This is a genomic window from Vibrio alginolyticus NBRC 15630 = ATCC 17749, assembly GCF_000354175.2.
GTDB classification, from domain to species: Bacteria; Pseudomonadota; Gammaproteobacteria; order Enterobacterales; family Vibrionaceae; genus Vibrio; species Vibrio alginolyticus.
In genome coordinates, this window is the sequence record NC_022349.1 from 2,086,370 (window position 1) to 2,109,679 (window position 23,310).

22 protein-coding genes are annotated in these 23,310 nt (G+C 45.6%); 12 read left to right on the top strand and 10 right to left on the bottom strand.

Annotation, left to right across the window (positions count from 1 at the left end; translation table 11 throughout):
- Positions 1-18: 18 nt before the first annotated feature.
- Complete coding sequence (gene efp, locus N646_RS09575) at positions 19-585, bottom strand: elongation factor P (protein ID WP_005381500.1); 567 nt, start codon at positions 583-585, stop codon at positions 19-21.
- Between the two features lie 32 nt (positions 586-617).
- Between efp and epmB the strand changes: the two genes are divergently transcribed.
- Both epmB and N646_RS09585 read left to right on the top strand, forming a co-directional pair.
- Entirely contained in the window at positions 618-1,640 is a 1,023-nt protein-coding gene (epmB, locus tag N646_RS09580) for an EF-P beta-lysylation protein EpmB (protein WP_017821830.1), read from the top strand.
- Between the two features lie 94 nt (positions 1,641-1,734).
- Complete coding sequence (locus tag N646_RS09585; protein WP_005381504.1) at positions 1,735-2,232, top strand: MgtC/SapB family protein; 498 nt, start codon at positions 1,735-1,737, stop codon at positions 2,230-2,232.
- A 100-nt stretch (positions 2,233-2,332) separates the two neighbouring features.
- Here N646_RS09585 and N646_RS09590 read toward each other — a convergent pair whose 3' ends face one another.
- From N646_RS09590 to N646_RS09600, 3 genes are all read right to left on the bottom strand, one after another.
- Positions 2,333-2,896 (bottom strand): VC2662 family protein, encoded by a 564-nt coding sequence (locus N646_RS09590; protein ID WP_017821829.1) that lies wholly within the window; start codon positions 2,894-2,896, stop codon positions 2,333-2,335.
- A gap of 314 nt (positions 2,897-3,210) precedes the next feature.
- Positions 3,211-4,857 carry a chaperonin GroEL gene (gene groL, locus N646_RS09595; RefSeq protein WP_005381509.1) on the bottom strand — a complete coding sequence of 549 codons (1,647 nt, stop codon included), beginning with the start codon at positions 4,855-4,857 and terminating at the stop codon, positions 3,211-3,213.
- 77 nt (positions 4,858-4,934) lie between these two features.
- Positions 4,935-5,225: a co-chaperone GroES gene (locus N646_RS09600; protein ID WP_005381516.1), complete on the bottom strand. Its 291-nt coding sequence runs from the start codon at positions 5,223-5,225 to the stop codon at positions 4,935-4,937.
- A gap of 240 nt (positions 5,226-5,465) precedes the next feature.
- On the opposite strand from N646_RS09600, the gene N646_RS09605 reads away from it, so the two are divergent.
- Positions 5,466-6,848, top strand: a complete 1,383-nt coding sequence (locus tag N646_RS09605) for an MATE family efflux transporter (RefSeq protein ID WP_017821828.1) — start codon at positions 5,466-5,468, stop codon at positions 6,846-6,848.
- Positions 6,849-6,949: 101 nt separating this feature from the next.
- On the opposite strand, the gene tnpA is transcribed toward N646_RS09605, so the two are convergent.
- From tnpA to N646_RS09625, 4 genes are all read right to left on the bottom strand, one after another.
- Positions 6,950-7,384, bottom strand: a complete 435-nt coding sequence (gene tnpA / locus N646_RS09610) for an IS200/IS605 family transposase (RefSeq protein WP_017633711.1) — start codon at positions 7,382-7,384, stop codon at positions 6,950-6,952.
- Between the two features lie 168 nt (positions 7,385-7,552).
- Positions 7,553-8,515, bottom strand: a complete 963-nt coding sequence (pfkA, locus tag N646_RS09615) for a 6-phosphofructokinase (protein ID WP_005381521.1) — start codon at positions 8,513-8,515, stop codon at positions 7,553-7,555.
- A gap of 283 nt (positions 8,516-8,798) precedes the next feature.
- Positions 8,799-9,707, bottom strand: coding sequence for a CDF family cation-efflux transporter FieF (gene fieF / locus N646_RS09620; protein WP_025768809.1), 909 nt, complete (start codon positions 9,705-9,707; stop codon positions 8,799-8,801).
- A gap of 111 nt (positions 9,708-9,818) precedes the next feature.
- Entirely contained in the window at positions 9,819-10,331 is a 513-nt protein-coding gene (locus N646_RS09625; protein ID WP_017821773.1) for a CpxP family protein, read from the bottom strand.
- Between the two features lie 190 nt (positions 10,332-10,521).
- On the opposite strand from N646_RS09625, the gene N646_RS09630 reads away from it, so the two are divergent.
- From N646_RS09630 to trmL, 4 genes are all read left to right on the top strand, one after another.
- The gene (locus N646_RS09630) at positions 10,522-11,211 is read left to right on the top strand and encodes a response regulator (RefSeq protein WP_005382384.1); all 690 of its coding nucleotides are present in this window, start codon (positions 10,522-10,524) and stop codon (positions 11,209-11,211) included.
- The gene (gene cpxA, locus N646_RS09635; protein ID WP_005382383.1) at positions 11,211-12,605 is read left to right on the top strand and encodes an envelope stress sensor histidine kinase CpxA; all 1,395 of its coding nucleotides are present in this window, start codon (positions 11,211-11,213) and stop codon (positions 12,603-12,605) included. The genes N646_RS09630 and cpxA overlap by 1 nt, the downstream gene beginning before the upstream one ends.
- A gap of 174 nt (positions 12,606-12,779) precedes the next feature.
- Positions 12,780-13,388 carry a superoxide dismutase gene (locus N646_RS09640; protein WP_005382382.1) on the top strand — a complete coding sequence of 203 codons (609 nt, stop codon included), beginning with the start codon at positions 12,780-12,782 and terminating at the stop codon, positions 13,386-13,388.
- Between the two features lie 136 nt (positions 13,389-13,524).
- A complete protein-coding gene (gene trmL, locus N646_RS09645; protein ID WP_005382381.1) occupies positions 13,525-14,004 on the top strand; it encodes a tRNA (uridine(34)/cytosine(34)/5-carboxymethylaminomethyluridine(34)-2'-O)-methyltransferase TrmL in 480 nt (159 codons plus the stop codon).
- A 70-nt stretch (positions 14,005-14,074) separates the two neighbouring features.
- On the opposite strand, the gene N646_RS09650 is transcribed toward trmL, so the two are convergent.
- Positions 14,075-14,593, bottom strand: coding sequence for an FxsA family protein (locus N646_RS09650; protein WP_005386383.1), 519 nt, complete (start codon positions 14,591-14,593; stop codon positions 14,075-14,077).
- Between the two features lie 431 nt (positions 14,594-15,024).
- Here N646_RS09650 and aspA point away from each other — a divergent pair, with 431 nt between their 5' ends.
- The 4 genes from aspA to N646_RS09670 all read left to right on the top strand — a co-directional run bounded on the left by aspA (position 15,025) and on the right by N646_RS09670 (position 20,778).
- Positions 15,025-16,476 (top strand): aspartate ammonia-lyase, encoded by a 1,452-nt coding sequence (gene aspA, locus N646_RS09655; protein WP_005382379.1) that lies wholly within the window; start codon positions 15,025-15,027, stop codon positions 16,474-16,476.
- Between the two features lie 176 nt (positions 16,477-16,652).
- On the top strand, positions 16,653-17,960 hold the full coding sequence (locus N646_RS09660) for an anaerobic C4-dicarboxylate transporter (protein ID WP_005382378.1): 1,308 nt from the start codon (positions 16,653-16,655) through the stop codon (positions 17,958-17,960).
- A gap of 161 nt (positions 17,961-18,121) precedes the next feature.
- A complete protein-coding gene (locus N646_RS09665; protein WP_017821772.1) occupies positions 18,122-19,954 on the top strand; it encodes a protein-disulfide reductase DsbD in 1,833 nt (610 codons plus the stop codon).
- Between the two features lie 194 nt (positions 19,955-20,148).
- A complete protein-coding gene (locus N646_RS09670; protein ID WP_005382375.1) occupies positions 20,149-20,778 on the top strand; it encodes a response regulator in 630 nt (209 codons plus the stop codon).
- Here N646_RS09670 and N646_RS09675 read toward each other — a convergent pair.
- Positions 20,775-22,526, bottom strand: a complete 1,752-nt coding sequence (locus N646_RS09675; protein WP_017821771.1) for a potassium/proton antiporter — start codon at positions 22,524-22,526, stop codon at positions 20,775-20,777. The genes N646_RS09670 and N646_RS09675 overlap by 4 nt on opposite strands.
- 519 nt (positions 22,527-23,045) lie before the next feature.
- Here N646_RS09675 and N646_RS09680 point away from each other — a divergent pair.
- Positions 23,046-23,309, top strand: a complete 264-nt coding sequence (locus N646_RS09680) for a DUF4212 domain-containing protein (RefSeq protein WP_005382373.1) — start codon at positions 23,046-23,048, stop codon at positions 23,307-23,309.
- The last annotated feature ends 1 nt before the right edge of the window (position 23,310 follow it).

Genomic DNA, 23,310 nt, shown 5'->3' on the forward strand with positions numbered 1-23,310 from the left:
AACAATCATATAAAGTGCTTACTTCACACGACCTACGTATTCAGCAGTACGAGTATCTACGCGAATCACTTCACCAATTGAGATGAACAGAGGAACACGAACAACAGCGCCAGTTGATAGCGTCGCTGGTTTACCGCCAGTACCTTGAGTATCACCTTTCAGGCCTGGGTCTGTGTCTACAACTTCTAGCTCAACGAAGTTTGGTGGAGTAACAGTAATTGGGTTACCGTTCCAAAGAGTGATCATACAAGTGTTGTTTTCTACCAACCACTTAGCGTTTTCACCTACCGCTTTTGCATCCGCTGCGATCTGTTCAAACGTTTCACTGTTCATAAAGTGGTAGAATTCGCCGTCTGAATATAGATAATCTAGGTCGATATCCATTACGTCTGCCACTTCACAAGTGTCACCAGACTTGAATGTTTTCTCTAGCACTTTACCAGAAAGAAGTTTACGAATTTTAACACGGTTGAACGCTTGGCCTTTACCTGGTTTAACGTATTCGTTTTCCAGAATTACACAAGGCTCGTTATCAAGCATTAACTTAAGACCGCCTTTAAATTCATTGGTGCTAACTGTAGCCATTTTTTCCTCTTACATTCTTAGAGCTAAATTCAATGCCGCACATAATAACCCGAAAAGTCGAATCTGTTGAGCAAAACTGGCTCAAACAGTTGGCGAATGGGATCTCTGATCCTGCAAAATTGCTCGAAATACTGGAAATTGATCCTTCACCGTGGCAAGACGGGTTTGCCGCGCGCAAGCTGTTTGCACAGCGTGTACCGCAAAGTTTTGTCGATAGGATGGAGAAAGGCAACCCTAAAGACCCTCTTTTACGTCAGGTTTTACCACTGAGCGACGAATTTGAGGTGCATCCGGGTTACTCCAATGATCCATTGGAAGAGCAGGACAATGAAGTCCCTGGCCTGCTACACAAGTATCGCAACCGCGCCCTGATGATTGTCAAAGGTGGCTGCGCGGTAAATTGCCGTTACTGTTTTCGTCGTCACTTCCCTTATCAAGAGAACAAAAGCGGGAAACAAGCCTGGACCAAGTGCTTAGAGTACATGGCACAACAACCAGAGTTGAACGAAGTCATCTTCTCAGGTGGTGATCCATTAATGGCAAAAGACGATGAGATTCATTGGCTTTTAGAGCACATTGCTCACATTCCTCACATCAAACGTCTGCGTATTCATAGCCGTTTACCTGTGGTGATTCCAGCTCGAGTCACTGATGAACTATGCCAACTTCTGCAAGCATCAAGGTTACAAATCATCCTCGTCACTCACATCAACCATGCCAACGAAATCAATGACGAATTTGCTGAACAGATGTTCAAGCTCAAAAGAGCGGGCGTTACGCTTCTAAACCAAGGCGTTCTGCTGAAAGGCGTGAATGATTCGGTAGAAGCTCAAGTGGCGTTAAGTGAGGCCTTATTTGACGCGGGTATCTTGCCTTATTACCTCCACGTTCTTGATAAGGTGCAAGGCGCAGCGCACTACTTTATTTCGGACGCAGAAGCGAAAGCTATTATGCGCGGACTCATCACGCGTGTATCGGGTTATCTGGTACCAAAACTCACACGAGAAGTTGGTGGCAGGCCAAGTAAAACGCCGTTGGATTTGCATTTAGAATAAGCTCTGACACTCAATTAAATTTGTCGTCTAGATTGATTATTTTTGTTCGCTTTGCACGGTAAGTCTATGCATACTCCGCACTTTGGAGGTCAAGATGCATACAGCATTCGAACAAATTTTCGATCTTGGCCCATTCAGTTGGCCTGCCCTACTATGCTGCGCCATTAATGGGCTCATGATCGGTATAGAGCGCCAAACTCGTGGTAAACCGGTTGGCATTCGCACAGCAATATTAATTATTTCAGGCACCTACCTGTTTATGTCGATGGCAGTGTCGTTATCGCCAAATACACTTGATCAAGCACGAGTGCTTGGTCAGATCATTACTGGCGTCGGCTTCTTAGGCGCTGGCGTTATGATGACACTTGATGGAAAAATCCATGGCGTAACATCCGCGGCTGTAATATGGGTGCTAGCAGGTTTAGGTTTGATGATAGGTTTGGGTTATTTAACGCAGTCGGTGGTTATTACTCTCCTGACATTAACCGTGTTGTTAGGTGTGGATAAAGCAGAAAACCACATCAAAGCATTACGCCGCGGTGTTCATCAAAGAATTCAACAACGCAAAACTTCATCACGATTAATTAAATAGTTAACGCTCCGAGAAACTCGCTTCATCTCATCAGTAATTAAAGAGCCCTCGACGAACATCGAGGGCTTTCTGTATATAAAGATTCTGACTTTCTCAGGGATTACTTAGCAAAGTTGATGAGTGGGAAACACTTGAAGAAACCGTTATCCGCACAGTTCAAAAGACCAATTTGCACGCCATCGATTTGATCGGTCATGTTGAAGAACCCAAACTGGAAATTAGACTTCTTAGAGATACTCGCTAAGCCCACATCCGCCATGGTGTAGCCTTCAGAATAGTTCACCGCGCTCCAGTTCAAGCCTTTTACGTTGTTCGTAATGTTAACAGCACCCAAGTTAACACCCGTCGTCTGACCTTGGTTCCAGTTAACTAAGCCTAAAGACGCGCCTTTCATTTCTTGATTTACTTTTGCTGCACCAAAAAACAGACCGAAGTTCACACCTGTCGTACGATCCGTTTCTGACATACCAAGCAGTGAAAAGTCGACACCTTTAACCTCATTTACCTGTCCATGCAACACAGCTAAACGAACACCACCAACTGAAGAATTCGAAGGTGCGTTTGTGTTATCGATAGTAGAGAACATCACAGGTGTACTGTCGGCAAAAGCAACAGGTGATGCGATAGCGGCTGCAATCGCCAATGACGTCATAAGCTTTTTCATTTTCATCTCCATGATGGGAAGCAACAATTTACAACATAGTGTAATGTTCAGATTTTGCTCTGTCCCCGTTCAAAAAGTGTTAGCAATAGGTCAGATTTAACCATCTGACTCAAAAGAAAAAATATTTCTCTTCGATTTTTTGCTTCTGAAATGGCGCTTTTTACGCTCAAAAATTTCATGATAAGCCACACCAGAACGTCATGTTTCTCAGGTGATACGCATAAAAAAGTCGAGGCATCTGCCTCGACTTTTAAAGGTTTGGTCGGTTATCTTTCCGCTATAAGGGGTCCCTTAGAGCGATGAGATAAGCTGGCTTACATCATGCCGCCCATACCGCCCATGCCACCCATGCCGCCCATGTCAGGCATCGCTGGCGCGTCTTTTTGCGGTAGGTCAGTAACCATCGCTTCAGTTGTGATCATCAGACCTGCAACCGATGCTGCGAATTGTAGTGCAGAACGAGTAACTTTAGTTGGATCTAGGATACCCATTTCTAGCATGTCGCCGTATTCGCCTGTTGCCGCGTTGTAGCCGTAGCTACCTTCACCCGCTTTCACGTTGTTCGCAACAACTGAGTCTTCCTCACCTGCGTTCTTCGTGATTTGACGGATTGGCGCTTCCATTGCACGTAGTGCAACGCGGATACCAACGTTTTGTTCTTCGTTGTCACCCGTTAGGTGAGCAATCTTAGATGCCGCGCGGATAAGTGCAACACCACCACCAGCAACAACACCTTCTTCAACCGCTGCGCGAGTTGCGGCTAGCGCATCTTCTACACGGTCTTTCTTCTCTTTCATTTCAACTTCAGTCGCAGCACCAACTTTGATTACTGCAACACCGCCAGCCAGTTTAGCTACGCGCTCTTGTAGTTTCTCTTTGTCGTAGTCTGAAGTTGCGTCTTCGATTTGTTGACGAATCTGAGCAACACGGCCTGAGATCATCTCTTCTTCACCGATACCATCGATGATAGTCGTGTTTTCCTTCGTGATAGAAACACGCTTCGCTTGACCTAGATCTTCTAGTGCAACTTTTTCTAGCTCTAGACCGATCTCTTCAGAAATCACAGTACCGCCAGTTAGGATAGCGATGTCTTGTAGCATTGCTTTACGGCGGTCACCGAAGCCAGGTGCTTTCACAGCTGCAACTTTTACGATGCCACGCATGTTGTTCACAACCAATGTTGCTAGCGCTTCGCCTTCTACATCTTCTGCAATGATAAGCAGTGGACGAGATGCTTTCGCGACAGCTTCTAGCGTTGGAAGAAGCTCACGAATGTTTGAGATCTTCTTATCAACAAGAAGAATGAATGGGTTTTCTAGATCAACACTGCCTGATTCTTGGTTGTTGATGAAGTAAGGAGACAGGTAACCGCGGTCGAACTGCATACCTTCTACTACGTCTAACTCGTCTTGTAGCGCCTGACCTTCTTCAACCGTGATAACGCCATCACGACCCACACGCTCCATTGCTTCTGCAATGATATTACCTACGCTTGCGTCTGAGTTTGCAGAGATAGTACCAACCTGCGCGATCGCTTTTGTGTCGTTACATTCAACAGAAAGCTCTTTTAGTTGCTCAACTGCCGCAGCAACAGCTTTGTCGATACCACGCTTAAGATCCATTGGGTTCATGCCCGCTGCGACTGCTTTTAGACCTTCGTTAACGATAGATTGTGCTAGTACCGTTGCTGTTGTTGTACCGTCACCCGCTGCGTCGTTTGCTTTAGACGCAACTTCTTTAACCATTTGTGCGCCCATGTTCTGGAATTTATCTTCCAGCTCGATTTCACGCGCTACTGATACACCATCTTTAGTGATAGTCGGTGCACCAAAAGATTTGTCTAGAACGACATTACGTCCTTTAGGACCCAGTGTTACTTTTACTGCGTCAGCCAGAACGTTTACACCTTCCAGCATTTTAACTCGTGCGTCATTACCAAATTTAACGTCTTTAGCAGCCATCTTTGATTTCCTTTCTAAAATTCTTTGTGTGTAATTTCGTAATTGAATCTGAGCAAAAAATTACTCAATGATTGCTATTATTCAACGATCGCCATGATGTCGTTTTCAGACATGACAAGCACTTCTTTACCGTCGATTTTTTCAGTTTTTGTACCGTAACCTTCAGCGAAGATAACGGTATCACCGACTTTAACGTCTAGTGGCAGTACGGTGCCGTTTTCTAGGATGCGGCCTTTACCCACAGCTAGAACAACACCGCGAGTCGATTTTTCTGCAGCAGAACCAGTCAGAACGATGCCACCAGCAGACTTAGATTCAACTTCTTTACGTTCAACGATAACTCGGTCATGTAATGGACGAATGTTCATCGGTCGTCTCTCCTGAAAATTTCCATGTTTATTTGATAATTGTCCTTAGGGACTGTAGCCCCAGACACGTGATCCCTATATAAGGGGTCGAAGCAGCGATCCCAAGGGGGTGGCACAAAATTTTTGTGACTTAGTTAAAATAACGAACAACTAGGCAACGGTTTGCGTTAGAAATGCTCACTCGCTCGGCATCTCGCTTTCTTGTATCCTTGCAGTTTGCTCACCAGATAGTTGTCACACATGCAGGAAAATAACAAGCTGGAACCCCAAGCGACCGATAAGCATGGTTTGTTGACCGCACCCATTCCTGAAACGCTGCGGAAAATGACCGTACCCATGACCATGGGCATGATCGCAATTTTGATGTTTAACTTGGTGGACACGTTTTTTATCTCGTTGCTTGGCACTCAAGCGCTAGCAGCTATCAGCTATACCTTCCCTGTAACCTTTGCGGTTAACTGCATTACGATGGGGATTGGGATGGGACTATCGACCAATATTGGTCGCTTGCTTGGGCAAGGTCATGCACCACAAGCTGCTCGGTTCACCACCCACGGTTTGTTGTTAGCCGTGTTACTTGTGGCTATCGCGTCTTCTATTGGCTTTACCACCATTGCGCCATTGTTTCGTTTTCTTGGTGCGTCTGATGATCTCATCCCTCTTATTGAGCAATATATGCAGGTCTGGTATCTCACCATTCCTCTGCTAGTGATCCCAATGGCGGGCAACAGTGCTATCCGAGCTACTGGCGACACAAAAACACCAGCAAAAGTCATGATGTTGGCTGGTTTGATTAATGGCATGCTCGATCCATTGTTGATTTTCGGTTATGGCCCTTTTCCGGAACTTGGCATTCAAGGCGCAGCCATAGCAAGTGCCTTTAGCTGGTTAGGTGCTTTGTGTGGCTCATTCTATGTGCTAATTAAACGGGAAAAATTGCTTGCTCAACCCCAATGGGCTTTGCTGAAACAAGACTGGCAACAGACACTAAAAATTGGTACCCCTGCAGCGCTATCAAACGCGATGAATCCATTGTCCGGTGCCATTCTGATGATGCTGTTATCCAACCACGGTACAGCGGCGGTTGCTGCTTACGGCGCAGCGCAGCGTATTGAGTCTATATTGATTTTAGTATTGATGTCGCTGACCTCTGCCCTCACACCGTTTATGGCACAAAATTTAGGAGCCAAACAACCGCAACGAGCCTTTTCCGGTTTATTTATTAGCATGCGTTTTGCAGTGGTATTCCAAGGGTTTATCTTCTTGATGATGGTGCCACTGAGCATTCCTCTGGCTGCGCTGTTTTCTCAGGAAGATGCGGTGAAAAACCTGCTTTGGCATTATTTACTGGTGGTGCCATTTAGTTATGGCTTCCAAGGCATCGTAATGATGTTAGTCAGTGGTTTGAATGCGATGCACAAGCCATTGCGTGCATTCCAGTGGAGCTTTATGCGGCTGTTCATTTTTACCTTGCCATCGGCGTGGATCGGGAGCCAAATCTACAGCATTGAAGGCTTGTTTATCGGTATCGCGGTTGGGAATACGTTGGGTGGGCTACTGGGCTACTTGTTTGCGCTGCGCGAGCGAAAATTAACGCTCATAGAGCAGAGCAGCGTGTCTTAACACTCGTCTATCACTAGTTTCTTTTTGTTGATTCTCAAATGTAAATTACCACCTTCTAAAGAAGGTGGCTTTGTGTGAGCCCCCTAAAAGGGGGCCTTTGTTTAGTCCAGCGCCAATTGCTGCTGCTCTACTCGCTCTTGCTTCTCTTGATGTCTTACATATCGGCGTATTATTTCTTCATTGATTCCAACACTATCGACAAAATAGCCTCTTTGCCAAAAGTGATTACCCCAAAGCCTGTTCTTCCTAAGGTGAGGAAACTTGCTAAATAGCTTTAAGGCTATTTTGCCTTTCAATACCCCCATCAACTTGGATATCGAAAGCTTTGGTGGGACCTTTACAACTAAATGTACGTGGTCAACTTGTACGTTTAGCTCTACGACTTCACATCCAAGTTGATTACAGTAAACATAAATACATCGATAAACTTCTTTACCTATATTGTTCTTCAAGATCCTAAATCGATACTTTGGCGTCCACACTATATGGTATTGACAACGCCAAAATACGTGGGAAGCTTGATTGTATCTACTCATGTTATTTGTCCTCTTTGACTTCTGGAAAAATCAAAGACGCATTTAGCATGAGTAGTTTTACAGGCAAAGCCGAAACGGATGATAACCACCTACTGAAGTAGGTGGTTTAGGGCTGAAAACAAAAAAACCGCGGAAAGCCGCGGTTTTGTTTATCTATTTCAAGCTTGCTTAGAACAACTCTTCAGCAACTTTGTATAGATCGTTGCGTACTGGACGCTTCATGTTTTCGATTGCGTCGATGATATCGTGGTGAACAAGTTGCTCTTTCACGATACCTACACAACGACCACCATGACCTTCGATCAATAGGTGAACAGCGTAGTTACCCATACGAGATGCTAGTACGCGGTCAAATGCAGTTGGACGACCACCACGTTGGATGTGACCAAGTACTGTTGCACGAGTTTCACGACCTGTCGCGGCTTCGATGTCACGTGCTAGTTCATTAGCATCCATCATTAGCTCAGTAAGCGCGATGATCGCGTGTTTCTTACCTTTAGCGATACCATCTTGGATGTTGCTGATCAGCTTGTCTTTGTCTAGACCAGTTTCCGGAGTGATGATGTATTCACAACCGCCCGCAATTGCAGACATCAGAGTCAAATCACCACAGTGACGGCCCATGATTTCTACAATTGAAATGCGTTGGTGAGATGAAGAAGTATCACGTAGACGGTCGATTGCATCGATAACGGTGTTTAGTGCACTTAGGTAGCCCACAGTGTAATCCGTACCTGCGATATCGTTGTCGATTGTGCCCGGAAGACCGATACATGGGTAACCCATTTCAGTCAGTTTCTTCGCACCCATGTACGAACCATCACCACCGATTACCACTAGTGCATCGATACCATGTTTTTTCAGGTTCTCAATCGCTTTTTCACGAACTTCCACTTGTTTAAATTCAGGGAAACGTGCAGAACCTAGGAACGTACCACCTTTGTTGATCACATCTGAAACGCTAGAACGATCTAGCTTCTCGATGCGGCCTTCGTATAGGCCTAGGTAGCCGTCGTACACACCGAATACTTCCAATCCTTCGGATAGTGCTGTACGTACTACGCCGCGTATCGCAGCGTTCATACCAGGTGCGTCACCGCCACTTGTTAAAACACCGATCTTCTTAATCATGCTCACCCTCGATCTTTGGCAATCAATTATTTAATTTTCTTTTAGGCCCCTTGTTACCAAGCAACCTGCATAATCCAGAACTGTGCGTTATGTTACATTTCCTCTACAGGATTACCAATGAAAACGCACTTTTTTATGTAACTTTTCTACTTATGTAAGAGTATTACAGTTTCTCTATGAAACTTTGTTGATTCATATCAGGATCACGAATCTTAATAAGTATTGATGGAAAGATAGTCAATAAGTACCTGTTTGTCGTCGGGCACTGATGGATTTTTCAAGCCTACCAATCTTGTGCTTTCTGCTCTTTCTCTGGTCCGAAAACGACAGACAATGGATCTTGATGGATCAATACATCCGCATCAGGAAACAGAGCCAATAAATTATCTTCCACTTTATCAGCAATGTAATGCGCCTCAATTAATCGTAAGTTATCGTCTAGCTCTAAATGCAACTGTATAAAGCGCGTCGGTCCTGACATTCGCGTGCGTAACTGATGCACGCCCAATACCCCTTTTACGCTCAAACAAGCTTGGTTAATTTGCTCAAGCTCTTCATCGGGCAACTTTCTATCAAGTAAGGTTTGAATCGCTTCGCTGACCATTTTGAAAGCGCTATAAAGAATGAAGACACCAATACCAATCGCAAACACAGCATCCGCTTGAGTCACTCCAAAATAACTGAGCCCCAGAGCAACCATGATCGCAGCATTCATATACAAGTCAGTCTGATAATGCAGAGAATCCGCCGCTATTGCTTGGCTCCCCGTCACGCGAACCACATGTTTTTGGAACATCACCAAGCCAAGTGTGACCACAATCGCAAACAGCGATACATACACACCTAACTCCGGTGCGTGTAAAGCATGTGGGCGGAAAAATCGGTCAATCCCGTTAAGAATCAAAAATACTGCCGAGCCCGAAATAAACATTGCTTGGGCTAGGGCCGCTAAGGACTCAGCTTTACCATGTCCAAACGTATGTTCGCGGTCTGCCGGTTGTAAGGCGTAACGAACCACCACAAGATTCACAACCGAAGCCGCGATATCTAACATGGAGTCAATCAATGACGCCAATAAGCTCACTGAGCCGGTTACCCACCACGTGATAACTTTTACTATCAGAAGAAGCGTCGCCACAATGGTTGCAGTCCAAGCGGCGGTCGTAACTAAACGTGCGTATTGCTGTTTCATAATCAAAGAGTTAACTAAAACCATACGTTGAGTATATTGAATGACCATGAAATAACCAGATCAAAAAGAGGCAACCAATGGCTGCCTCTTTATATAACATCAATTCATGACTTAATTATTGCGCGACTTTTCCATGAGCTTGTGCATTCTGTCGCCACACTCTTGCATACGTTCATTTTGTAGCTCAACAAATTTCGCTTTCTGCTCAGGTGTTAATACGCTAAGCATTTGGTGCTTTCTTTCTAGCATTTGCACGCGACGTTCCGTTTGGCGCTCAACCATCTCTTTTGCTAATTCGGTAGCTTGAGCTTCATCAAAATTATCCGCCAGCAAAAGCGATTGCACTTTTGCGTGATGCGCTTGACGCTCAGCCATACGTGCTTCTTTGCCATCAGCGAATTTTGCTTTCATTTCTGCTTTGTTTGCTTCACGCATTTCTTTTAGCTGATCTTTTTGTGCATCAGTCAGGTCTAGTTGACGCATGACACCTCGGTCCATACCCATGCCGCATTCGTCACGAGGACCTTTATGATGGTTTTTACCACCGTAAGCGAATGCGCTTGCGGCGCCAAGAGTAAGAGGTAGAACAACAGCAGCTAACACAAGTTTTTTTGCAGACTTCATAATACGATTCCTTACACAGGTGAGTGGTTCTTCTGAGCTGTTCTCACAGCGCTTGAGTATAGAATACGACCCGCTAGGTAAAGCGACGTATAGGGAGCGTAAAGAATCGTAAAGAGTGATTTTTCTCCTCTTCGTTGCGCATCATTCCAATGTAATATTAGGCTATCGGTAACTTACTATAGGTGCCCCCATGGCAAACATTCTTTTAATCGATGACGATATCGAGCTAACTAGCTTATTAAAAGAAGTACTCAGTTTCGAAGGGTTTGACGTCAGCGAAGCAAATGACGGTGAAGCCGGCTTAGCCGCGATCAATGATAAGATTGATTTGATTTTGTTGGATGTCATGATGCCAAAACTCAATGGCATGGAAACGCTGAAACGCTTACGTGAAAATTGGGAAACTCCCGTCTTGATGCTGACCGCTAAAGGGGAAGAAATTGATCGCGTGATCGGCTTGGAACTGGGCGCGGATGATTATTTACCAAAACCTTTTAGTGACCGAGAGCTGTTAGCGCGAATCCGCGCGATTTTACGCCGCACTAGCAGCACACAAAAAAATACCAAAAACAGCGATTGCATTGAGTATCAAGAAATCCGCCTCTATCCCGGTAAGCAAGAAGCGTATTGTGAGCAACAGTTACTCGATCTCACAGCAACCGAGTTTGCGCTACTCACCCACTTCGTACAAAACCCAGGACAAGTGCTGACCAAAGAGACACTGAGCTTAGATGTGCTTGGTAAACGACTCGCTGCTTTTGATCGCGCTATCGATATGCATGTCTCGAACTTACGTAAAAAATTACCAGATCAAAGCAATGGCAAGCCGCGAATTAAAACCCTGCGTGGTCGTGGCTACATGCTGCTTGAGGAGGATTAATGCGCCTATCACGCATCAAACTGCCAAACATCAATAGCCTGTATGGACGCATCTTTGCCATTTTTTGGTTCACCATGTTATTAGTATTGATAGCCGTGCTATCACTGCCACATTTGGACCCACGCAAAGCTCGCGATATTCCAGAAGAACACTACAAACGTATGGTAGAAACGCGTGACTCAATCCAACAAAAATACAGCCAGCAAACTGATTTAGGCCGCATACTTTTTCGTATCGAGGGCAACCGTCACGGCAAGCACGACCCTCGCCCACGAGTCTTTTTTTCTGACTACAGCGGTAATGTTCTTACGACAGAAAAACGCAGCAATTTTCAATTGCGTGCCATGCAAAACTTTGTCACCAGTATCGAAGATTACAATAATCCAAAGCAGAAGCTGTATGGTCGATACATGATTGCGGGCCCAATTCCTATCACTTTGGCAGGTTCCGATATCTTGATGTACGTGGGCTTCAAATGGAATGAGCCACCACCTCTACTCCTGCGTCTGTTTGATCACCCATTCCAGCTCTTGCTTGCAGTCATGCTGGTTAGTACACCATTGCTGTTATGGCTTGCTTGGGCTTTGAGTCAGCCTGCACGTCGTCTTGAAGCCGCTGCTCAACGTGTGGCGAAAGGTGAATTTGTCACAGACCCAAATTTAGAAAAAGGTACGGCGGAATTTCGTCAAGCAGGCAGCAGCTTCAACCAGATGGTCGAAGCGGTTAATCAAATGATTTCAGGACAACAACGTTTGCTATCCGATATCTCTCACGAGCTGCGCTCACCTTTAACTCGTCTGCGCATGGCAAGCGCATTAGCGACGCGTAAACAAGGCGAAAGCCCAGAACTGACTCGTATCGATACCGAAGCGCAGCGCTTGGAACAGATGATCAGTGAACTATTAGAGCTTTCTCGCATGCAGGCGAACAGTCATATGACTCGCGAAACACAGCCACTAGAAAGTTTATGGGAAGAAATCATTAAAGATGCGCAGTTTGAAGCAGAGCAAATGGGCAAACAGCTACACTATTCAGAATTACCTAAGCGCAATATTTCCGGTAACCCTAAACTGCTGATGAGTGCGGTGGAAAATATCGTTCGTAACGCCATTTACTACGGAAAAGATGAGGTACAAATCGACATCAAAGCCGATGACGATACGCTTCGTATCACGGTTGACGATAATGGAGAAGGTGTACCAGAAGAGGAACTGGCCGCGATTTTTCGCCCGTTCTATCGCGTTTCCACGGCACGCGATCGCCACTCTGGCGGCACAGGTCTCGGCCTAACCATTACCGAAAGTGCCATTCGCCAGCACAGTGGCACGATCGCAGCCAGCCGAAGTCCGTTAGGCGGATTGCGCATGAGTATCACCTTACCGATCAATTGTTAGTCTCAATTTGATGAACTAACAATAATTCGCACCATATTTCTAGAGTGAGTGATTCACAGCCCCACCCTCACTTTAGAAATTGGCGAGGCTTCTTAGAATACCCTTACAAAGATCAAAGTTGATAATAATTATCGTTAGCATTAAAGTAAATTTTCCAATTAAGGAGGATTTACTATGTCACATACATTTCCCGCTCTGCCTTACCCGTACGATTCACTAGAGCCGTACATCGACGCGAAAACCATGGAAGTGCATTACAGCAAACACCACAAGACGTACTTTGATAAGTTTGTAAATGCCGTTGAAGGGAGCGAGCTCGAAACTCAGTCATTAGACGAGATCTTTGACAATATCTCTAAGCTCAGTCCAGCAGTACGTAATAATGGTGGCGGCTATTACAACCACATCATTTATTGGAATTGCATGTCACCAAACGGTGGCGGAGAGCCTCAAGGCGCGCTTGCTCAAGCAATTAACGATAAATTTGGTAGCTTTGCGCAATTTAAAGAGGCGTTTGCCCAAGCTGCCATCAATACCTTTGGGTCTGGCTTTGCATGGCTGATCGTAAAAGATGGTGAGATTCACATTACGTCCACCAGTAATCAAGACAACCCTCTGATGGACGTAGTGGATGTGCGCGGTGAACCAATCCTCGCATTAGACGTGTGGGAGCACGCGTATTACATCAGCTACCAAAACCGTCGCCCAGAATATATTGATGCGTGGTGGAACGTCGTCAACTGGCGAGCAGTTGAAGAAAACTATGCTCACGCTCTCTTATAAAGAGCATCACTACTCACGGTATTAACATCCGCGCTAATGCCTGCTTTCATACCCAGGTCAATCTTGCTGAATCTCGCATATCTCGGTGACTTGGGTATATACTGCCCCTCTCTTTGACCAACTCTATTTCAATACCATGTTTGATATCGCTTTATACGAACCAGAAATCGCGCCGAACACCGGCAACATCATTCGACTATGCGCCAACTGCGGTGCAAACCTTCACTTAATTGAACCTCTGGGTTTCGATCTTGAAGAGAAAAAAGTCCGCCGTGCTGGTTTGGATTACCATGATTTAGCTCGCGTAACACGCCATAAAAACTATCAAGCGTTCTTAGAGTATTTAGAGAAAGAGAAGCAAGGTAACTATCGATTGTTTGCCTGCACCACCAAAACCACAGGTCACCACGTTGATGCACAATACCAAGCGGGTGATGTTTTGATGTTTGGTCCAGAAACTCGTGGCTTGCCTGCTGAAATCATCGATAGCTTGCCAATGGAGCAGCGTATTCGCATTCCAATGATGCCAGATGCGCGCAGCCTAAACCTTTCGAATGCCGTTGCGATCATTGCTTTTGAAGCATGGCGTCAAATGGGCTTTGAAGGCGCATTGTAAGCAGCACGAATTCCAAATACAGAAAAGGGCGCTTGGTGCGCCCTTTTGTTTTCTTTACTGTCTAACTCAATCAGTTGAGCTTGTTGCGATCATCATCGTCTTTACGCTCGTATTCCCCTTCGAAGGTCTTGCCATTATCTGACTGGGAATCAAAAGGGTCACGACGGAACGGGTCTTGCTCAAATGGCCCCTGGTTAGAGAAACCACCTTGGAAGCCACCACCATGCATGGTTTTCACCACCATTTTGCTCATCAAGTATTTAGCTATCGCGGCGCGTGGCGCAGGAAGCAACACCAACATACCAAGGGCATCGGTCATAAAGCCCGGGGTTAACAGTAGCACGCCAGCCACCGCTAGCATTACGCCTTCAAAAATTTGCTGGGCTGGAATTTCACCTTGTTCAAGACGCCCCTGTACTGACATCAGTGTTTGTATACCTTGGCTACGAACCAACGACGCACCAACAAATGCAGTGATTAAGACTAGTGCAATGGTCGGCCATAAACCTAAAAAGCCGCCCACCTGAATAAATAAGCCGATTTCAATGATCGGAACAAAAATAAACGCTAATAATAAGATAGGAAACACACGCCCTCCTTTGTTTAATTCAGTGTAATGGTAAAAGCAGACTAAGCTCAAACGAATCGTTGTAAAAAAGCGTGTTCATACTGGTCTCCTTCTCTTTTAGACAAAGTAGCGGGAACGCGTTTCATTCAATTGCATACCGATTTTTTCGTGCTTTTAAAGTGCTAATTTCGAACTCTAAAAACTCATGTTTGTCGAGGAAAATCGAGTACCTATAAAGGGTTATTAATAACCCGTTCATACTTTGCAAATTATTGACTCATGAAAAACGAAAAAGGTGATCTAGTTACTATTTTTATGCGCTAGGTGCAGTATCATGTGCCACATAAGTCAGGACGGATTTTCCAGCCAAAAATTCTGATGAATGGATTCTAGATTGCAGAAATGGCTAATAAATAACTTTATTATCAGAATTATCATCTAAGGATCCTGCTATGGCTACCCTATCTGATGCTCCAAAAACAGCAAACCCAGCCACTCGTATTGAAGAAGATCTATTAGGTCAACGTCATGTCCCTGCAGATGCGTACTACGGTATTCATACGCTACGTGCGATCGAGAACTTCAACATCTCTAATATGACCATCTCTGACGTACCAGAATTTGTACGCGGCATGGTAATGACCAAAAAAGCAGCAGCGTTAGCAAACAAAGAACTTGGCGCTATTCCAAAAGACGTTGCAAACTACATCATCGAAGCGTGTGATTTGATCCTAGAAACTGGCAAGTGTATGGATCAGTTCCCATCAGACGTATTCCAAGGCGGTGCAGGCACTTCAGTTAACATGAACACGAACGAAGTGATCGCAAACGTTGCGCTTGAGTTGATGGGTAAAGAGAAAGGCCAATACGAATTTGTTAACCCAAATGACCATGTAAACAAGAGCCAATCAACCAACTGTGCGTACCCAACAGGTTTCCGTATTGCGGTATACAACAGCGTACACAAGCTAATGGAAGCAATTGAGTACCTAAAAGGCGCATTCGAACTTAAAGCCGTTGAGTTTAAAGATGTACTGAAAATGGGCCGTACTCAGCTTCAAGACGCGGTACCAATGACAGTTGGTCAAGAGTTCCATGCGTGGGCGGTAACACTAAACGAAGAGATTCGTGCTCTAGATTACACATCTAAACTCCTCCTAGAAATCAACCTAGGCGCAACCGCAATCGGTACTGGTCTAAATACACCAACTGGCTACCAAGCGCTTGCAGTAAAACACCTAGCGGAAGTAACAGGCCTTGATGTTGTTGCAGCAGAAGACCTGATCGAAGCAACGTCTGACTGTGGCGCATACGTAATGACTCACGGCGCGCTAAAACGCCTAGCAGTGAAACTATCGAAGATCTGTAACGACCTTCGTCTACTTTCTTCTGGTCCTCGTGCGGGTCTAAATGAATTGAACCTACCTGAAATGCAAGCAGGCTCTTCAATCATGCCAGCTAAAGTAAACCCAGTTATCCCAGAAGTAGTAAACCAAGTTTGCTTCAAAGTTCTCGGTAACGACAACACGGTTTCTTTCGCAGCAGAAGGCGGTCAGCTACAGCTAAACGTAATGGAACCTGTGATCGCACAAAGTGTGTTTGAGTCTATCTCTCTACTACACAACGCGTGTGTGAACCTACGTGATAAATGTATCGACGGCATCACTGTGAACAAAGAAGTTTGCGAAAACTACGTTTACAACTCTATCGGTATCGTCACTTACCTAAACCCATACATCGGCCACCACGAAGGTGACATCGTAGGTAAGATTTGTGCGGAAACTGGTAAAAGTGTTCGTGAAGTCGTGCTAGAGCGCGGTCTGCTTACAGCAGAGGAGCTTGATGAAATCTTGTCAGTAGAAAACTTCATGCATCCTACTTACAAAGCAAAACGTTACGAGTAATAACGAATCCGAAGGGGGCCACTCAGGCCCCTTTTTTAGGCTCTCATACGGTTAACCACATTTTTTATATGCTTTTATTGCCGCTAAACCACTAGGTTCTCATTCTCTGAGCATTTACTCCTGTTCCTGAGTGTTCAAAAAATCAGAATCAAATAAAAAACTAAAGAGGTATCAATATGGTCATGGTCGAACTCTTCGTGGTTCTGCTCTTCATCTATTTGGGGGCAAGAATCGGTGGTATCGGCATTGGTTTTGCCGGTGGTGCTGGGGTCATTGCGTTGTCTTTGATCTTGGGCGTACCAACAAGCCAAGCTTACATTCCCGTTGACGTAATTTTGATCATCATGTCTGTAATCACCGCTATCGCAGCAATGCAAGTAGCTGGTGGTTTAGACTGGATGGTGCAAGTTGCTGAAAACTTTTTGCGCAAGCATCCTGAGCGCATCACCTTTTATGCGCCTATCGTAACTTACCTAATGACATTAATGGCGGGTACTGGCCACACGGCATTCTCTACTTTGCCAGTGATTGCAGAAGTAGCGAAAGGCCAAGGCGTGCGCCCTTCTCGTCCACTGTCTATCGCGGTCGTGGCATCGCAAATCGCTATCACCGCATCACCAATCTCAGCGGCTGTTGTAGCGTTCGCGGCAATGCTGCACCCATTTGGCGTTGACTACCTAACACTACTAGCAATCTGTATCCCAACGACGTTCATCGCGTGCATGATCGGTGCGTTCGTGGCGAACTTCATGGGCTGTGAGCTAAAAGACGATGCTGAATACCAAGAGCGTCTAGAAAAAGGCTTAATCAAGCTAAATACAGAAGCAAAACGCGAAATCCTACCAACAGCGAAGAAAGCAACCTTCATCTTCCTAGGCGCAATCGCATTTGTCGTGTGTTACGCAGCAGCAATTTCTGGCTCTGTTGGCCTTATCGAGAACCCTGCTCTAGGTCGTAACGAAGCTATCATGACGGTAATGCTAGCAGCTGCGGCAGCTATCGTAATGAGCTGTAAAATCGATGCTGGCAAAATCCCAGCCGCAGCAACATTCCGCTCTGGTATGACAGCGTGTGTGTGTGTTCTTGGTGTGGCATGGCTAGGTTCTACGTTCGTTAACGCGCACGTTGACGGCATCAAAGAAGTGGCTGGTGCGCTACTAGCAGACTACCCATGGATGCTAGCACTTGTTCTATTCTTCGCTTCAATGCTGCTTTACTCGCAAGGTGCAACTACTGTTGCGCTGATGCCAGCAGCACTAGCAATCGGTGTGGCACCACTTACCGCAGTTGCATCTTTCGCAGCAGTAAGTGCGCTATTCGTGCTGCCAACTTACCCAACGCTTCTAGCAGCGGTTGAGATGGACGACACGGGTTCAACTCGTATCGGTAAGTACGTATTCAACCACCCATTCTTTGTACCTGGTGTGGTAACCATCGCTTCTGCGGTAGCACTTGGCTTCGCATTCGGTGGTCTACTGATCTAGTAGAAACAGAGTCTTACTCGGGGAGCTTCGGCTCCCTTTTTTATTCCCTGTTGTCTTGATTTATGCTCAATAAATCTTCATTTTCATGAAACTTATTGACTCGCCTCCGGGTCTGATTGAGTTACACTAACGGCAATTATCTAAGATGAATTGACTCTTTTATGCGCGCATTACTTTCCGTTTTACTCTTAGGGCTCATTACCTTTTCCACTCCGTCTTTAGCTTTATTTGGCAAAGACCAGTTTAACAGTAGCCAGAACAACAGTTTTGGTAGCAGCAGCGACAGCTTTGTTCCGGTTGATCAGGCGTTTCCATTTAACTTCTACCAGCAAGATGACAAATTGATGCTCGATTGGCAGGTACGTGACGGGTACTACCTATATCAAGAGCGCTTGTCTGTAGCTGGTGAGAAAGTATCGCTAGGCGAACTGCAAATGGAAGACGGCACACCGCATAAAGATGAATTCTTTGGTGACGTGCATATCTATACTCAACCTCTCTTCGTTAATGTACCAATGCATGATTGGCAAGACGGTGCTCGCGTAGTCGTGCAATACCAAGGTTGTGCGAAAGCAGGCTTCTGTTACCCGCCAGAAACTCGCGTGATTCCTATCAGCGCGTTTACTTCGTCGAACTCAGATTCAACAACGGCGACAACTGCATCAAAAGCAGAACAGGCACCAACAGCAACGCCACCAGCGGCGCAATCATCTACGTCTGGTGACACATCATCGGCGCCAGTAACACAGCAAGATAGCCTTGCAGCCAACCTTGCTGATAACTGGTGGACACCACTTCTGTTCTTGGCGCTTGGTGTGGGCTTGGCATTTACACCTTGTGTGCTACCGATGTACCCAATTCTGACCAGCATAGTGCTTGGCAGTGGCAAACTAAGCCAACGCCGCGCGCTAGGCTTGTCATTCGTCTACGTGCAAGGCATGGCGCTGACTTACACCCTACTCGGCCTTGTGGTCGCGTCTGCTGGCATGCAGTTCCAAGCGGCAATGCAACACCCTTATGTGCTGATTGGTTTGAGCGTACTGTTCATCGCACTCGCTTTTTCTATGTTTGGTCTGTACTCATTACAGCTACCAAGCAGCGTGCAAACGTGGCTGAATAACTTAAGTAACAAGCAGCAAGGTGGTAGCAGTGCTGGCGTGTTTGCAATGGGGGCAATATCTGGCTTGGTTTGTTCTCCGTGTACTACCGCCCCACTCTCTGGTGCGCTGCTTTACGTCGCACAAAGTGGCGACTTACTCACCGGTGGGGTCGCCCTTTACGCGCTAGCGATGGGCATGGGTATTCCGTTGATCCTTGTAGCGGTATTTGGCAACAAGTTGCTACCAAAAGCAGGTGGTTGGATGGACCGTGTGAAAACACTCTTCGGCTTTATTCTGCTTGCCGCGCCTATCTTCTTACTAGAACGCATCATGCCAGAAATGTGGTCAACGATTCTGTGGTCAGCACTGGGTATTGCTGCTTTTGGTTGGCTATACCACATCAAAAACAGTCTAGAGTTTGGTGGCTGGAAACAAAGTGCCGTGGGCATAATCGCCGTCTTAGGTTTGCTAGCCTCAGCACAACCTATCTTAAATTACTGGTTTGGCAACAGCAAAACACAAACTCAGCAAGCCACTGTTAGCTTTACTCGCATTGCTAACGTGGCGGAGCTTGAAGAACAACTGGCACTTGCGAAAGCGGCAGGTAAACCCGTCATGCTCGATTTCTACGCCGATTGGTGTGTAGCATGTAAAGAGTTTGAAAAGTACACCTTCCATGACCCAAGCGTCGAAGCCAAACTGCAAGACTTCGTTCTTCTGCAAGCAGACGTGACCAAAAACCAAGTGCAAGACATCGAACTACTGAAGCACATGAGTGTGCTTGGTTTACCAACAATTGAGTTTTGGGATGCCAGTGGTGAACACGTTTCAAACGCTCGTTTGACGGGCTTTATGCAAGCCGAGCCTTTCTTAGAGCATATCAAGCAGTTCTGATAACCAGATATTCAAACGCCAGTGATGTCCACTGGCTTTTTTTGTTGCTCAGATTTGAATAAGAACATTGCGTTTATATGCAATTTTCCTAATAAAAGTCGATTTGGTTCAGACTTTTAGCGAATAAATATTGTCCACTCTCTCAAAGCTGGACAATAATAAATTTAACGAAATAGTCAAAAGTGTTTAACGTCATGGATTCGACCTACACCATCATTATTGCAGATGATCACCCACTCTTCCGGAATGCCTTGTTTCAATCTATCCACATGGCTATTAGTGGTGCAAATTTGCTGGAAGCGGACTCACTCGACGCACTTCTGGCTTTGTTGGAGCGAGAGGAAGAGCCAGATTTAGTGCTATTGGATCTCAAAATGCCAGGAGCAAATGGTATGTCTGGCTTGATTCATTTGCGAGCAGAGCATCCAGATTTACCTATCGTCGTCGTTTCAGCGAGTGAAGAGCCGGCGATCGTGACGCAAGTGAAAAGCCATGGTGCATTTGGTTTTATTCCCAAGTCCAGCGACATGCGCGAATTAGTGAACGCGCTCAATCAAGTGCTGAATGGCGACCCATACTTCCCTGAAGGGTTGATCACCAATAACGCGGCATGTAATGACTTAGCGGAAAAGATTGCTGCGCTAACACCGCAGCAATATAAAGTGTTGGGAATGTTGTCCGATGGCTTGCTGAACAAGCAAATCGCTTACGAATTGAATGTTTCAGAAGCCACCATAAAAGCGCACATGACAGCGATTTTCCGTAAGCTCGGTGTAAAGAACCGCACGCAAGCCGTGATTATGCTGACGGAAATGAGCGACTAGATTGACGTCTTATCGTCAGACTTACTTTTTTCGTTTGGCAATCGGATACCGACTTTAGTGACCTGCTGATCAACAACATCAGCGACGATCCAATGCAAACCTTGCCACTCGAAATGGTCTCCCAATACTGGCGTGCTACCTAATTGCTCTTCGACAAGGTTTCTCAAACTTTTATCCAGCGGTTCATCCCCCAGATTCAAACCATACATCACGGCAATATCGGCAAGCTTCACTTCAATATCGAGGAAGAAGTCACCGAAGAATCGCGCTAGCGACGCTTTCTCTGGGGCTTCACTAAACAGTAAGCTCAGTGCATCTAAATCCTTTTCTTGTGCTAATACACACAAGGTATCATCTTCCTCAAGACGCGTACTGCCGGATGGGTGCAATAGCTCTTTACTGCGAAATACAGCGGCGATACGCGTTCCTTCCGGCATCGAAAGACTACGTAATGGCTCACCAATGCACCATTTATCTGCTTTAAGTCTATAGATAAACAGCTCCCACTCACTGGTCGGGTAAATCTCTACACCCGTACGCGAAATTGGCTCAGGCTTAGAAGGTAGCTCGACCTTTGCAAGAGACATCGCCTTAGTCAACGTGCCCCCTTGTACTATCAAAGACACCATTACTACAAAGAATGCCAAATTGAAGTACAGTTGAGCATCTGGCAACCCTGCCATCATCGGAAATACCGCGAGGATGATAGGTACAGCGCCACGCAATCCTACCCAAGAGACAAACCACTTTTCACGTGGCGTGAAACTCTTGAATGGCAGTAAACCAATCCAAACTGAGATTGGTCGGGCAAACAAAATCATCCCGAAAGCAAGCGCAAGACCTGGCAACGCAATAGAGAGTAAATTGGATGGCGTAACCAACAAACCAAGCACCAAGAACATACCAATTTGAGCTAGCCACGTCATACCATCTAAAACATGAAGAATAGAGTGGCGGCTGCGTGTTGGACGGTTACCTAATAAAAGACCAACAAGGTAAATCGACAAAATACCACTGCCACCCAAAGTGTTAGATAAAGCGAAAATAAGCAAGCCACCACTGACCGTTAAAATAGAATACAGCCCATCTGGTAATTGATTGCGATTGATAACTTTCCATAAGAGCCAGCCACCAGCGAAGCCAAGTAACGCGCCAATACCAAACTGCTTAAGAAAACTGAACGCCAAAAAGCCCGCACTTAAATCTGCGCCAGGGTTCGCTAAAATAGCAATCAGAGTTACGGTCAGAAACACCGCCATTGGGTCATTGGTGCCGGATTCAATTTCCAGCGTTGAACCAACACGTTCGTTCAGGCTACGACCTTTGAGTAGAGAGAAGACCGCGGCAGCATCGGTGGAACCAACAATCGCACCAACCAATATGCCTTGCAATAAATCTAAGTCGAATAACCACGTTGCCATCAGCCCGGTTAAAATGGTGGTGATCGCAACGCCAAATGTCGCCAAAGAGACCGAGGGCCATAACGCAACCCTAAAGCTGGCGACCCGCGTTCTCATCCCACCATCAAGCAAAATGATGGCTAATGCGAGGTTACTAACCAAATAAGCGATCGAAAAGTTATCGAATAAAATGCCGCCTAAGCCGTCTTCCCCCGCTAGCATTCCAACGGCTAAAAATACCAAAAGAATTGGGATTCCCAACTTAGAAGACACTGGGCTTAAAAGAACGCTAAGTGCGATTAACAACGCACCTATTAGAAAAAAACTGTTAATGGTGTCTGCGTCCATTCTCACCCTCCCTTAATGAAAAACGATAATAATTGTGATGAGCAGGCTACTTCGTTAATGAGGTAATGCCCTAATCTGCCTCCCCTTTACACCGTCTCAAAATGCGAGGTTGTACGAGAATGACTCAGTTATATTACTTTATTGTGCGTTAAAACGGTGATTTGATGCGAAAACTTTATGTAAATAAATTACTTGTGAGCTTTCTTATCTACGCCTTCTCTCTTTAAGAGCCACAAGATCACCACCAATACTTACACAGCATCTCCAAGTTCAATGAAGAAAAGATTAATGGCCCGTCTTAATCATGCCTGTTTATCCAATCAACCTTTAGACCTTTGGCTAACTTAACAGTTTATTAACATAACGTTTTACCCCTTTGTTCGCTGCAAAAGCCCATAATATGGGGGTTCTTCATTTTTAACACCCCGACTAAAGTTGAAAAGAGTTATTGCCAACACCTTGCTAATGTACATATTGAAACATTTCATTAACAACAATACCAATCGTAAGGAGACGGCAATGGCATTTGAAAGCGAAGAAAGAGCCAAAGCCTATTGGGACAAAAACGTGAAGCTCATGATCGGCCTAATGGTCATCTGGTTCGTCGTGTCTTTCGGCTGCGGCATTTTATTTGTCGACGTACTAAATCAATTTCAACTAGGCGGTTACAAACTCGGTTTCTGGTTTGCTCAACAAGGCTCCATCTATGCCTTCCTAGGAATTATTTTCTATTACGCATGGAAGATGCGCCAAATTGACCGTGAATTCGGCGTGGACGAATAAG

Bases quoted from the DNA above. Each gene is read 5' to 3' on its own strand.
- efp (WP_005381500.1), bottom strand. From the start codon at position 585: ATGGCTACAGTTAGCACCAATGAATTTAAAGGCGGTCTTAAGTTAATG.
- epmB (WP_017821830.1), top strand. From the start codon at position 618: ATGCCGCACATAATAACCCGAAAAGTCGAATCTGTTGAGCAAAACTGG.
- N646_RS09585 (WP_005381504.1), top strand. From the start codon at position 1,735: ATGCATACAGCATTCGAACAAATTTTCGATCTTGGCCCATTCAGTTGG.
- N646_RS09590 (WP_017821829.1), bottom strand. From the start codon at position 2,896: ATGAAAAAGCTTATGACGTCATTGGCGATTGCAGCCGCTATCGCATCA.
- groL (WP_005381509.1), bottom strand. From the start codon at position 4,857: ATGGCTGCTAAAGACGTTAAATTTGGTAATGACGCACGAGTTAAAATG.
- N646_RS09600 (WP_005381516.1), bottom strand. From the start codon at position 5,225: ATGAACATTCGTCCATTACATGACCGAGTTATCGTTGAACGTAAAGAA.
- N646_RS09605 (WP_017821828.1), top strand. From the start codon at position 5,466: ATGCAGGAAAATAACAAGCTGGAACCCCAAGCGACCGATAAGCATGGT.
- tnpA (WP_017633711.1), bottom strand. From the start codon at position 7,384: ATGAGTAGATACAATCAAGCTTCCCACGTATTTTGGCGTTGTCAATAC.
- pfkA (WP_005381521.1), bottom strand. From the start codon at position 8,515: ATGATTAAGAAGATCGGTGTTTTAACAAGTGGCGGTGACGCACCTGGT.
- fieF (WP_025768809.1), bottom strand. From the start codon at position 9,707: ATGAAACAGCAATACGCACGTTTAGTTACGACCGCCGCTTGGACTGCA.
- N646_RS09625 (WP_017821773.1), bottom strand. From the start codon at position 10,331: ATGAAGTCTGCAAAAAAACTTGTGTTAGCTGCTGTTGTTCTACCTCTT.
- N646_RS09630 (WP_005382384.1), top strand. From the start codon at position 10,522: ATGGCAAACATTCTTTTAATCGATGACGATATCGAGCTAACTAGCTTA.
- cpxA (WP_005382383.1), top strand. From the start codon at position 11,211: ATGCGCCTATCACGCATCAAACTGCCAAACATCAATAGCCTGTATGGA.
- N646_RS09640 (WP_005382382.1), top strand. From the start codon at position 12,780: ATGTCACATACATTTCCCGCTCTGCCTTACCCGTACGATTCACTAGAG.
- trmL (WP_005382381.1), top strand. From the start codon at position 13,525: ATGTTTGATATCGCTTTATACGAACCAGAAATCGCGCCGAACACCGGC.
- aspA (WP_005382379.1), top strand. From the start codon at position 15,025: ATGGCTACCCTATCTGATGCTCCAAAAACAGCAAACCCAGCCACTCGT.
- N646_RS09660 (WP_005382378.1), top strand. From the start codon at position 16,653: ATGGTCATGGTCGAACTCTTCGTGGTTCTGCTCTTCATCTATTTGGGG.
- N646_RS09665 (WP_017821772.1), top strand. From the start codon at position 18,122: ATGCGCGCATTACTTTCCGTTTTACTCTTAGGGCTCATTACCTTTTCC.
- N646_RS09670 (WP_005382375.1), top strand. From the start codon at position 20,149: ATGGATTCGACCTACACCATCATTATTGCAGATGATCACCCACTCTTC.
- N646_RS09675 (WP_017821771.1), bottom strand. From the start codon at position 22,526: ATGGACGCAGACACCATTAACAGTTTTTTTCTAATAGGTGCGTTGTTA.
- N646_RS09680 (WP_005382373.1), top strand. From the start codon at position 23,046: ATGGCATTTGAAAGCGAAGAAAGAGCCAAAGCCTATTGGGACAAAAAC.